The organism is Chryseobacterium sp. YR221 (assembly GCF_900176315.1).
Taxonomy (GTDB): Bacteria; Bacteroidota; Bacteroidia; order Flavobacteriales; family Weeksellaceae; genus Chryseobacterium; species Chryseobacterium rhizosphaerae.
The window spans coordinates 665,467-677,479 of sequence record NZ_FWXM01000003.1 but is presented as its reverse complement, the minus strand read 5'-3'; the positions used below and the strand labels follow the sequence as shown (position 1 = coordinate 677,479).

General features: G+C 36.3%; 13 protein-coding genes and 1 riboswitch. Of the genes, 9 read left to right on the top strand and 4 right to left on the bottom strand.

Annotated elements, in window-relative coordinates; all coding sequences use genetic code 11:
• Positions 1–90: 90 nt before the first annotated feature.
• Positions 91–273, bottom strand: a riboswitch (cobalamin riboswitch).
• A 34-nt stretch (positions 274–307) separates the two neighbouring features.
• A complete protein-coding gene (locus B8967_RS12140; RefSeq protein WP_228406146.1) occupies positions 308–1,105 on the bottom strand; it encodes a hypothetical protein in 798 nt (265 codons plus the stop codon).
• A 260-nt stretch (positions 1,106–1,365) separates the two neighbouring features.
• Positions 1,366–3,513: an endonuclease MutS2 gene (locus B8967_RS12135; protein ID WP_047487312.1), complete on the bottom strand. Its 2,148-nt coding sequence runs from the start codon at positions 3,511–3,513 to the stop codon at positions 1,366–1,368.
• Positions 3,514–3,656: 143 nt separating this feature from the next.
• Here B8967_RS12135 and B8967_RS12130 point away from each other — a divergent pair, with 143 nt between their 5' ends.
• Positions 3,657–4,166 (top strand): GNAT family N-acetyltransferase, encoded by a 510-nt coding sequence (locus B8967_RS12130; protein ID WP_084086267.1) that lies wholly within the window; start codon positions 3,657–3,659, stop codon positions 4,164–4,166.
• 78 nt (positions 4,167–4,244) lie between these two features.
• On the top strand, positions 4,245–4,886 hold the full coding sequence (locus B8967_RS12125; protein ID WP_084086266.1) for a uracil-DNA glycosylase: 642 nt from the start codon (positions 4,245–4,247) through the stop codon (positions 4,884–4,886).
• On the opposite strand, the gene B8967_RS12120 is transcribed toward B8967_RS12125, so the two are convergent.
• Together B8967_RS12120 and B8967_RS12115 are read right to left on the bottom strand one after the other, a co-directional pair.
• The gene (locus B8967_RS12120; RefSeq protein ID WP_084086265.1) at positions 4,873–5,376 is read right to left on the bottom strand and encodes a hypothetical protein; all 504 of its coding nucleotides are present in this window, start codon (positions 5,374–5,376) and stop codon (positions 4,873–4,875) included. The two genes, B8967_RS12125 and B8967_RS12120, sit on opposite strands and share 14 nt — an antisense overlap.
• Positions 5,377–5,391: 15 nt before the next feature.
• Positions 5,392–5,883: a DUF456 domain-containing protein gene (locus tag B8967_RS12115; protein ID WP_047487323.1), complete on the bottom strand. Its 492-nt coding sequence runs from the start codon at positions 5,881–5,883 to the stop codon at positions 5,392–5,394.
• Positions 5,884–6,129: 246 nt separating this feature from the next.
• Here B8967_RS12115 and B8967_RS12110 point away from each other — a divergent pair, with 246 nt between their 5' ends.
• From B8967_RS12110 to B8967_RS12080, 7 genes are all read left to right on the top strand, one after another.
• Positions 6,130–7,398, top strand: a complete 1,269-nt coding sequence (locus B8967_RS12110; RefSeq protein ID WP_084086264.1) for a mechanosensitive ion channel family protein — start codon at positions 6,130–6,132, stop codon at positions 7,396–7,398.
• Between the two features lie 141 nt (positions 7,399–7,539).
• Positions 7,540–8,259 carry a pyridoxine 5'-phosphate synthase gene (locus tag B8967_RS12105; RefSeq protein ID WP_047487330.1) on the top strand — a complete coding sequence of 240 codons (720 nt, stop codon included), beginning with the start codon at positions 7,540–7,542 and terminating at the stop codon, positions 8,257–8,259.
• Positions 8,260–8,359: 100 nt separating this feature from the next.
• Positions 8,360–9,139, top strand: coding sequence for an alpha/beta fold hydrolase (locus B8967_RS12100; protein WP_084086263.1), 780 nt, complete (start codon positions 8,360–8,362; stop codon positions 9,137–9,139).
• Between the two features lie 115 nt (positions 9,140–9,254).
• Positions 9,255–9,494, top strand: a complete 240-nt coding sequence (locus B8967_RS12095) for a microviridin/marinostatin family tricyclic proteinase inhibitor (RefSeq protein WP_084086262.1) — start codon at positions 9,255–9,257, stop codon at positions 9,492–9,494.
• A 41-nt stretch (positions 9,495–9,535) separates the two neighbouring features.
• Positions 9,536–9,754, top strand: coding sequence for a microviridin/marinostatin family tricyclic proteinase inhibitor (locus B8967_RS12090; protein WP_047487341.1), 219 nt, complete (start codon positions 9,536–9,538; stop codon positions 9,752–9,754).
• Between the two features lie 75 nt (positions 9,755–9,829).
• A complete protein-coding gene (locus B8967_RS12085; protein WP_084086261.1) occupies positions 9,830–10,786 on the top strand; it encodes an MvdC/MvdD family ATP grasp protein in 957 nt (318 codons plus the stop codon).
• The gene (locus B8967_RS12080; protein ID WP_084086260.1) at positions 10,779–11,783 is read left to right on the top strand and encodes an MvdD family ATP-grasp ribosomal peptide maturase; all 1,005 of its coding nucleotides are present in this window, start codon (positions 10,779–10,781) and stop codon (positions 11,781–11,783) included. Before B8967_RS12085 ends, B8967_RS12080 begins: the two co-directional genes overlap by 8 nt.
• Positions 11,784–12,013 lie beyond the last annotated feature (230 nt).

The following is a 12,013-nucleotide window of genomic DNA, read 5'->3' as shown; positions in this document are numbered from 1 at the left end:
ATGAAATATTATCAAACAACAGAATAATACCAGGAATCTAAGAAATTCCTGAAAAAATCCATCAGATCAATAAACTTCATATCGCGAAAGTTTTTTGTTTAAGAAAAAGGCAGGTCTCCTGACTCGTAACATCTTTTATCCCCTTCCCATGCCTCGCACAGTGGATCTTTAATAAAAGACTTCAGTTACTTACAGTTGCGCGACAGTTCGTGATTTTCACACGATTCCCTTTTTAATCTGCGGTTAAGCAGAACCTATTTCTATGATGAATAAGCGTTAAACTTTTTCGGGGGCAAAAATAATGAATTTATTCCGGATTATGATAAATAATCTGACTGATCACTCTTCCTTTTTTTATAGTCCAAAGACTTGTATATCTGTATTCTCCTGAACCATTGATCATATAAAGAAAGATATTGTCGTTGTCTAAAGAGGTTACCGCTACATTATTGAAATCCATGGTAGGCTGAAACATGTTTTTGATGGCTTCCCGCACAAAAACAGAACCTCTGCCGGGTTGCTGAACCCTGATTGATTTAATTTCAGTCATGCCTTCAGGAAGATCATTACCGATTCCCCATGGTTTCACCTTGTCAATACTAAGGAGTTTTCCGTCAGCATCTTTCTCCTTTTTACGGTATCCGGCATTGGATGGGTAAATATCAATAACTACTTTACTTCTTTGTGCCGTAGGGATTTTAGGATCAGAATTATCAGTAAAAATCAGTGATTTCCCATTCTTGGATTTCGAAGGTGTATACTGAGGAAGCTGATCAATATAGGCGATACGCTCTTTATTTACCATTCCTTCTTTTTCAAGAGTTTCATACCTTACAAAAGGCTTTTCCTCATCCTGTTTTTCAGGATATTTGATCCATATCCACTCCGTTTCTCCCGGTGCCGGCTTTACATAAACAAAAACATCCCCTTTACGCATACGGATCTTATCTACAATCTTCCTGTAGTTATCCTTGTGTACACGTACATTGGCATATCCTTCTTCAGCTTTTACCACTCCAAAAGGAACTTTATTCTGCCCTTTAACGAATGCTAAAGAGAAAATACTAAATGCAGATAGATAGAATGCTTTGCCTACTGAAATCATTATAATAAATTTTTGATCCCCAAATATATAAATTAAATACTTTTCGGAAGATAATTATACTGTTGCAGTTCTTTTAAATCTTGTATTTTCTTTAAATGAGAGTCTGAAATACCTGATTTTCCTATTGAAAAAAAGATATCAGATGTTTAAGCTTATTTTTTAGGTAAACGTACAAAAAGAAAGAGAGCATCTCATGATGCTCTCCATTAGTTATTTTAGATTAATTTTCAAATTCTCAAATTAACGCATTCTCCAATTGATTAAATTCTTTCAAGTTCCTCCGCGTCAATGGTCGTTTTGAAAGTTCCATAATTGACAATTACTTTGTTTCGGGATATTTTTTCAATGGTCCCTACACTGGTACTTCCTGTGATGCGGACACGTTGCCCTATTTTCATCCAAACAGCACGGTCACTTTTACGTTTCTCCTCCAGTTTTTCATTGGTTTCAGCAATCTTTTCAATCACATCTTCCTTTTTAAGCTGTTGGGTAATCTTCCTTTTGACTACCTGAAGACGTTTTGATTCGTCTTTGTCAGCACCTATTTTCCTGAACTTTTCCTGTTCCAGAAGCTTTACAAAGTCCTTTACAACATCTTTCCTTGATTTCCCTTTTGTATAGCTGTCTATGAACGCCTCAATTTTGTTTCCAAACTGAAGTTTACGGTGTTCTTCTTCATAGAGCTTCTGGAAATTAAAGAGCTTTTGCTGAAGCTGCTCATTCAGCTTCTGAAGGTTATCACGCTTATCTTCTACAGACTCTTTTCTTTCCGCAAGGTCAGACTTTAGTTTTTCAACCTCAAATTTTTCCTGCTGCAGCTTCACAATGGTCTTATCAAGATTCACAATATCATGTTCCACTTTTTTCTTTGCAGAATGAATAATGAATCTTGGAATTCTATTCTTCTCAGCAACTTCGAATGTGAATGAACTTCCCGCTTGTCCCACTTCCAATTTATACATGGGTTCAAGGGTTTCTTCATTAAACAGCATAGCTGCATTTTCAGCATTGGGAAGCTGTTCTATTACCAGCTTAATGTTGGTATAGTGAGTGGTAATAATCGCAAAACTTTTCTTGTCGTAGAAATACTCCATGAAACTTTCAGCCAAAGCACCTCCCAATTCCGGATCAGAACCTGTTCCAAACTCATCAATCAGTAAAAGAGTATTCGCATCAGCCTCGCGGATGATTCCGGACATTTTTTTTAATCTCGATGAATAGGTGGATAGGTGGTTTTCAATGGACTGGTTATCACCGATATCGGTCATCATTTTCTCAAAGAAAAACATTTCAGACTTCGGATGAACAGGAACCAGAATACCACTCTGAATCATCAGCTGTAATAATCCAACTGTTTTTAACGTAATTGATTTTCCTCCCGCATTCGGGCCGGAAATACAGATAATTCTGTTGTGTTCCGTTAAAGCCAGAGTTTGAGGATAGATTGTTTTGTTTTCTACCTTATTTCTTAGCCATAATAAAGGATGGAAAGCATCCCTTAGTTTTAAGGTCTTATGGCGGTTAATTTTTGGTAATACCCCGTTAATTAAGTCTGCAAACTTTGCTTTAGCTCTTGTAAGGTCAAGATCAAAAATATAAATCTGGTACCTCCAAAGCTGAGGTTGAAATTCTGCCAGCTCACCAGTAAGTTTTCTGAGAACCCTGTCTATTTCTTTTTTTTCTTCCTCTTCACTTTCCCGAAGTTTGAAGTAATGTTTTACAACACTGTCCGGCTGAATATACGTAATGGAACCTGTTTTTGAAATCCCTAATGTTCTGCCGGCAACTCTCTTTTTAAATCCCGATTTTACAGCAAGAACTCTTTGATCATCAATAATGGTCTCTCGGATATCGTCCAAAAAATCACTTTGTCCATAGGTGGTAAGGGCACGGTTGAAATTTTCCTGAATGGCTTTTTTAGCATGCTGGATTTCTGTTCTCAGTCCTTTTAAAGCAGGAGAAGCCTCACTTTTTACTTCACCAAAACGGTTGAAAACTTTATCTACCTTCTCAATAATCTCTTTCTTAAACTCCAGTACAGAAACATCTTCTATAAGGGTAGGGAAGGTTTCCGGCATGGTAGGGAAGAACTTCTGAAGCCTTCCGATTTGTTCCGTGATGGTTTTGATTTTAATGAAAGCACTGTTTTCAAGACGGTAATTTTCAATCAGCATTAATTTCAGCTCATTTTCAATATCTTCATATTCATCAAACGGAATTGCATTTGAACTTTCAAAACTCGACAGATATTCTGACGTTTTTTTCAATGAAAGCTCTGCCTCGTCTATTTCCATCGGACGAAGTTGAAGAATTTTCTCTCGTGTTTTCGGAGAATACGCAAGGGGGGAGATTTCCGCGAGTAATTGCGGAAACTCTAATTCGTCTAAATCTTCTTTATCTATATACACACTGCAAATTTAGTGAGAAAATGTGAATGTAATACGGTGGTAATTTGAAAATGAGCTAATTTGAGAAATTCACAATGGAGAATCAGAAAGGTTTTCCGGACAAAAAAGTTTTTAATTGATGACGAGTTTAATACATTTGAAGAATGAAACTGGAAACCGAACGATTAATTTTAAAGGAAATCAATGAAAGTCACGTAGAAGATATTTTACGGATCCGGAGCAATGAACTGATCAATCAATATGTTAAAAGGAATTCACCCAAGACCAACTATGACGCTTTAGAATTTATTTTAAGCATCAGGAAAAGAACTCAGGATAAAGAGATCATTTTCTGGGGAATTTCTTATAAAGACCAAAAGAACCTTATCGGAACCATTTGCCTTTGGAAATTCTCTGAAGACCGGAAAACGGCGGAAGTAGGATATGAGCTGCTTCCCGATTATCATAAAAAAGGAATTATGAGTGAAGCTTTGAAATCTGTTTTAAATTTTGGATTTAATGACTTAAATTTACAGGAAATTTTGGCTTTTACCAATCACCAGAATGAAAGTTCTAAGGGATTGCTTTTAAAACATAAGTTTGCTTTAAAAGAAAACAGAACAGATGAAAAGAATCTTGAAAATGTAATTTTTAGTCTGAAAAAAGCCCGCTAGTTTATCAGAAATGTCTTTTGATAGATCAGCAAATGTAAATAATCAAATTAACTCATTTTCAAATAATCAGATTGAATTATGACCTGGACAGAAATTTTAGCCCCGATAAAAAACACAGAATACTTTAAAACCCTATGGGAAAAGGTGAAAAATGAATATGCGACTACTAAAGTTTTCCCTCCGAAAGATCAAATTTTCAGAGCGTTAGAATTGACCTCGTTTGAAGATATTGAAGTGGTGATCATTGGGCAGGATCCTTATCATAATGACAATCAGGCTAATGGATTGTGTTTTTCTGTTTCTGAACAGGTGGCTGCTCCGCCTTCCCTTAAAAATATTTTTATCGAATTAAAAGATGATTTAGGAGTGGTAAGAACTTCTAAGGAACTGGATGATTGGGGAAAACAGGGTGTGCTGTTACTGAATGCAACATTGACTGTTCGTGCCCATACTCCCAATTCACATAAAGATCTGGGTTGGGAAAAGTTTACCAATTTTATCATTAAAGAAATTTCAGATAAAAAAGAGAATGTAGTTTTTGTATTGTGGGGAGCTTTTGCACAGAAAAAAGCCGAACTCATAGATCCGGCTAAACATTTTATCTTAAAATCGGCACATCCGTCGCCATTTTCTGTCTATAGAGGTTTTTTTGGAAGCAAGCCTTTCTCAAAAATTAATGAGTATCTTGTTTCCAAAGGTAAAAAGCCTATTTCGTGGTAGTCCCTGATGGGCTTTCGGTTGTTTTGATGCTGATCCCTATTTTATATTTTCCCATGGCAGCCTTTAACCCATCGCTTGCCGCTTTAGGATAGGGAGTTACTTCCTGCAATGTAATGGTGTATCCGTTAAAATCTGCTGACTGGTGATAGTTTCTTGCAGGATGATCCATGCTGGCAAGGTTTAAAATCACGGGTCTTGTTGTAGTACCCATTACTTCCACCTGTGCAAGAGCAACCCCGGCCCAGATACAGTTTACTCCTTCAGGACAGCGGCTGTCTTCTGAAATGCCCTTGAAGGTAACATTCATCTGATACTCTTTAAGGAACTTATTTTCCCCTTCATTGAAGTAGATAATATCTCCTTTTTGATCCGGAGTTTTGGTATTGGAACTCATTTCAGAAGTTTTTGTTTCTGTTTTTGTTTTCTTTTGGGCATCGCATCCTGTTAATGCGAGTATTCCAAGACTGAAGATAAGGGCTTTATGGAACATAGTTTCTTTTTTTATTTAAATAATATTAAACATATTAAGTAATACCACCAAAAACATTGCCACACCCACTACAAAACTAAAACCCGTTCCATAAATGAACCCAATAAGGGCTCCTTTGGTGGATTGCAGTGCTTTGTTCATATCCTTACTGTCATGAAGCAATTCTCCAATGAATACTCCGGCAAACATCCCGATCAGAAAACCTAACGGAATAGGAATAAAGATTCCTACAATAGTTCCGATGACAGAACCAATACTTCCCCAGCGTGTTCCTCCGTATTTTCTGTTGGTTTTTGCAGGAATTACATAGCTCAATACCACTGACGCAGCAGTAAGAATTCCAAATGCCCAGATATAAATCATCGAAAGATCTGCATCGGTCCCAAATTTGTAAATCAGAAGTCCGCAGATACTTAACAGCAATCCCGGAAGAACTGGAAGAAAAGTTCCTAAAATCCCGACAAACAATAAAACAAGGCAGAGAATATTAATAATTGTAGTATCCATTCCTAAAAAATATAGATGCAAGATAAAAAAAGTGGCCTTATAAAAAGCCACCTTTATATTTTAATTAAAAATTTTATTACAGATTTAAGATAGCATATTCCGGGATAAGTCCTGCTTTCTTAATATTTGCTGTCGCATTGATTGGGATATTTTTTTTACCGGATATTTGCTGAAGAATACTTTTTGGGATGAAAATTGATGATGAATAGTAAAAATCGTCATTCTTATTTTATAAATTTGCTGTCAATGAAAGATGATCTACAAGAAACCAAAAACTATTTGCAGGAATTAAGCGAACAGTTATATAATTATATCACCCAGATTTCTCCCACCGGGTTAGACTGGATTGTTCATATCATTGTAAAACTGGCTTTGCTTGGCGCTGTATTTTTGATTGTAGATTTTGTTTTAAAATTTGTTATCAATTTTATCTTTCGTTTATTTCATGACCAGACAAAATTCCCGATTTTAAAATCTATATATCAGTCTAAAATCACCAATTCGGTAGCTCATTTTGCCGCACTGATTATTGTAGGAGCATTGCAGGGGTCTATATTTCCTGAAGGTGCTCTTCCGAAAACAACAATTTTCATTATAAGATGTGTGAATCTTGGGCTGGTAATGATACTTGCCGGAATGCTTTACAGATCGCTCACTGCCTTCAGGAATTATTTTGCAATCAAGCAGGATTTTTATAAAATAATGGCGCTGAATGCCCTTTCGGAAACGGTTAAAATTCTGGGGATTTTTATATTCACAGTGGTAGGGATCTGTGTAGTTTTTGGAATAAAAGGAACTACGATTGTAGGAAGTTTGGGGGCTATCACAGCTGTTCTGGTACTTGTTTTCAGAGATACAATTCTGGGATTTGTAACGGGTCTTCACGTAGCGACTTCTAAAAATTTAAAAGTGGGCGATTGGGTAAGCATCCCGAAATATAGTATTGAAGGGAATATTACTGAAATAAGCCTCTTAACAACAAAAATCACCAATTTTGATAAAACGGTTTCTACCATTCCTACCTATGATCTGCTGACCACGGAAATTAAGAATCTGCAGGTAATGTCTGAGTCCAACACAAGAAGAATCAAGAAATCTATTTATTTTAATATCAATTCTTTCAAGTTTCTGGGAGAGGAGGATATTGAACGGTTGAAAGAAGTTAATCTTATTTCCGACTATCTTGAAGAAAAAAGTGCTGAGATCAAAAGGGAAAATTCAAACCTTGAACATCAGGATAAAGTAGTGAATGGAAGACAGCTTACCAATATCGGGGTTTTCAGATATTACGCACAGAAATACATAGAAAACGACCCTGATATTGATAAAAACGGAACCAGAATGGTTCGTCAGCTGGATATAACTCCACAGGGGCTTCCTCTTGAGGTCTACTGTTTTGCCAATGATTCCAAGTGGGAGCGTTTCGAACAGATTCAGGCAGATATTTTTGACCATTTGCTGGTTGCTTCAAAAGAATTTGATCTTCAGGTGATGCAGGTAAGTATTAAAGTATAATAAGGAGAAGCTGGAAATTGATCAATTGGTTTTTAGAATCTTACTTGAAAAAATATAATAAAGAGTTGGAATGAGAAGTCAACCTTAGTATAATAGGTTAGTCTGACCTCTGATATCTAACATCTAACATCTTAAATAAAAATGACAAAATTAAGCGTAAACATTAATAAAATTGCGACATTAAGAAATGCGAGAGGAGGCGAAACGCCAAGTGTTACCGAAGCAGCTATAAAAATCCAGGAATTTGGCGGGCAGGGAATTACAATCCACCCAAGGCCGGATGAAAGGCATATTACAAGAAAAGATGTCTATGATTTGAAACCACTGGTTACGACTGAGTTTAATATTGAGGGAAATCCACATCAGGATTTCATTGATATGGTGCTGAAAGTAAAACCGGAGCAGGTAACCCTGGTTCCTGATGCTGATGATGCTATTACCTCTAACGCAGGATGGGACACGAAAAAACACCTTGATTTTCTTACAGAGATCATCGCAGAATTTAAAAATGCAGGAATCCGTACCTCTGTTTTTCTGGATCCATTACCTGAATTGGTAGCGTATGCCGCAAAAACGGGTGCAGACAGAATTGAACTGTATACCGAAGCTTATGCTAAAAATTATGTAACCAATAAAGAACAGGCGATCCAACCTTATTATGATACTGCGGTTGCAGCTACAGAATTTGGACTGGGAATTAATGCCGGACATGATTTAAGCTTGGATAATCTGAAATATTTTGCAGATAATATTCCGAACCTCCTGGAAGTTTCCATCGGACATGCTTTAGTTTCTGAAGCGCTTTATATGGGATTGGAAAATACGGTTCAGGCTTACTTAAAGAGACTGGCTAAGTGGTAAAAATAGATACAGGATGCTAGATGTGAGATTTTAGACCAAAATATTGTGTCTGAGCTGCTTATCTGGAATCTGAAATCTGAAATCTATTATCTTAATAAATATGGAAATCTTAAACTCAAAAATATTCGGCGAAAACTTAACAGCTACGCCACTTTTAGTATTTCATGGATTGTTTGGAATGCTTGATAACTGGGGAAGCTTTGGAAAAGACCTTGGTGAATTTCTTCCGGTACATCTGATTGATCTTAGAAATCACGGACGAAGCTTTCATTCGGAAAGTATGTCTCATGATGATCTGGCAGACGATATTGCCCGTTATATGGACCATTACGGAATTCAGAAAGCTCATGTTTTAGGGCATTCTTTAGGAGGAAAAGCCGTGATGCAGTTTGCCTTAAAATATCCTGAAAGAGTAGAGAAATTAATTGTGGTGGATATTTCTCCAAAAGCTTATCCTCCACACCATCAGGGAATAATAAAAGCATTAGAAACGGTAGATTTTGATACGGTAGGTTCAAGAAATGATGTTGAAGCGGTTCTAAGCCAATATATCCCGGAAAAGTCTACTATTCAGTTTTTAACCAAAAACCTGTATTGGGATGATAATAAGAAGCTCAACTGGAGATTCAATCTAAAGACTTTATCTGAAAAGTATAGTGAATTTGTTTCTAATGCAGTCAAATTTGGGGTTTTTGAAGGAGATACTTTATTTATTGCCGGCGACAAATCCAATTATATCTTACCACAGGATGAATATGGTATTAAGCAGCAGTTTCCGAAGGCAATGGTTGTTACTGTCAAAAATGCAGGACATTGGGTGCAGGCAGAGAATCCTGTAGATTTTGCAAAAGTTGTCAAACAATTTCTTGGATTGAATTAAAAGTTTACATCGTTTTCGTTGTTTATGTTAAAATTTTATTAAAATAATGGATTATTTCTCCATGAGTTGAATTTTTTTGTACTTTGGTTTATCAAAAAAATAAAATTATTAACTTATGGAAAACAAGAATTCAAAGAAGAAGCCATTTTTCGCATCTTTCTTAGAAAAACAGATTAAAGATCCTGAAACAGTGACAGGAGGGGCTATTACTTCAGTAAAACTGGATAATGTTACTTCAGTGATCAAGGATCATATTACTACTGCAGCTCTTGAAGATAGTGTTACATTGCCGGGGCACGATCACGTAACAATGAAATATCCGTCTGATAGCGATGAAGCCGGGGAGGAATTGTAATTCAAACAAAACCATTATATCAAACCAAAAACTAAATCATTATGAATAACAAAGATTCAAAAAAGAAGCCGTTTTTCGCATCTTTCTTAGAAAAACAACTTAAAGATCCAGAAACAGTAAAAGGAGGACTGGAAATTACAATTCCTGAAAGAGATGTGATTACAAAACCGGTGATCGATACGGTAACATCTGCACTGAAGGATATGGAACACACTATGAAATACCCTTCTGATGGTGATGATGATGCTTTAGAAGTATAAGTAATAGAACAGAACAAAACTATAGTAAGGGGAAGCTTAAAACATTAAGTTTCCCCTTTTAATAAAAACCGGCTCATGATTCTCTGTATTACCCACTCACAGGATTTCTATAATATCGATCTCTTTTTTGAATACCTTAATTCTAAACATATTCCTTATTTCAGACTGAATTCTGATAAAATGAATCATTTTCAGAAAATCAGCATCAATGAAAATTCATTCGAACTGACAGATGAATCGGGGAATACTCTTCACTCTGATGATGTGAAAGGGGTCTGGCATAGGAAAGCCTGGAAAATAAGTGTTCCTGAAGAACTGGATGAAGATTATGAAAAGATTTTCCTGAAAGAATACGGAAGCCTCCGATTTAATCTGATGACTGTTTTAGAAAATATTCCGTGGATCAACCCTTCTGAAAAAGAAAGAAAAATTGACGGAAATAAAATGTTTCAGCTTAAAATCGCCCAAAAGAATAATCTGACCATCCCTAAAACAATATTTTCCAACGATGAAGAGAAGATCATTGCTTTTTTTCATGAGTACTGTAACGGAAAGGCCATTGCAAAACTTCATAGTGTAGTGGTAAAGGCAATGGGTGGCGAAGGCCAGATTTCCACGACTATCATTGAAGAAGATACCCTTATAAATATTTCTGATATTGCGTACTGTCCCATGATTTTTCAGCCTTATATCGATAAAGAATATGAGCTGAGAATAATATATGTGGATGGAGAGTTTTTTACAGGTAAAATTAACAACAGTGAGAATGTGGATTGGCGTGTCGCTCATGAAAGTTATTTTTGGTCCGCCTATGAATTACCGGAAAATATCAAAAAAGATATCCATGCCATGATGCAGGAAATGGGGCTTTATATGGGAGCTATTGATATGATCAAAGGGAGAGATGGTAGCTACTACTTTCTGGAAGTGAATCCACAGGGAGAATGGGGAATGTTGCAGAAAGAACTGAACTTTCCCATCGCACAGAGAATTGCCGATAATCTTATAAAAAGAATCAGTTTCCATGGATAAAATTTTAATTATAACACATACTGCAGATAACTTTTCAATTGAAAAAGTAACAGAATATATCGGGAAAAATGGCTGTGAAGTCATTCGTTTTGATGTAGACTTATATCCTTTACAAAATAAACTGTCCACTGTTTTTCAGGATGGAGAATGGGTAAGTATTCTTGAGACCCAGGATATGAAATACCGTTTGGATGATATTGCCGCAATCTGGTACAGAAGAGCTTACAATATTGGAAAAGGATTAAGAGACGAGCTGGAAGCTAAATTTTACGGAGCTGCAATGGGAGAGATCCGCAATACTATTTTTGGCTTTATTGAATCTGTAGATGTCTATTCATTAGGTAAACCAAGTGTCTACAGAAGACTCGACAGTAAAGAAGAACAGTTGAAAGTAGCAGATAAAATAGGACTTAAAATTCCTGAAACCTGCCTGACGAATAATCCTGAAGAAGCCAGAAAATTTATTCTTAAACATCAGAATGTAGTGGCTAAAATGCAGACCGGCTTTGCCATCTACGAAGACGGTGTAGAAAATGTAGTTTTTACAAATGTTGTCAGTGAAGACAGACTGGAAGAGCTGGATTCTCTTTTATATTGCCCAATGCAGTTTCAGAAGATGATCGAGAAGAAAAAAGAACTCAGGGTGACAATTGTAGGAAGGGATGTGTATGCCTTCGAGGTAGATTCCCAACAGTTTGAAGATTCAAAAGTAGACTGGAGGAAGGATGGTGTGAATCTGATTGATAAATGGGTGAGAACGGAACTTCCGGGAGATGTGGAAGAAAAATTATTAGAACTCTTAGATGTATACAATGTTGACTATGGGGCAATAGACATTATTGTTTCCCCTGAAGATGAGTACTTCTTTATCGAAATCAATGCAGCTGGAGAGTTTTTCTGGCTGGATAATCTTACAGAAGAAAACCTTATCTCTAAAAGCATAGCAGATGTTCTCTGCGACAAAGCTCCAAGAAGAAATAATATGGTTACGGCATAAAAAAAAGAGATATTTTTCCAATAACTGTCATTCCTTAGAAATCCAAGCTATAAGATTTTAAAATAGCTTATCCGGATTTCTAAGGAATGACAATTTATTTCCGGGACTTTTACCTCCCTTGTATTTGGAGAATAATTCAACGGTATTTGGTCCTTTTATGATCTCCAGAATGATAATATTGGTTAAATTAAGTTGAATTATGCTTTAAAAATCGCAAATTTGCAGAAGCG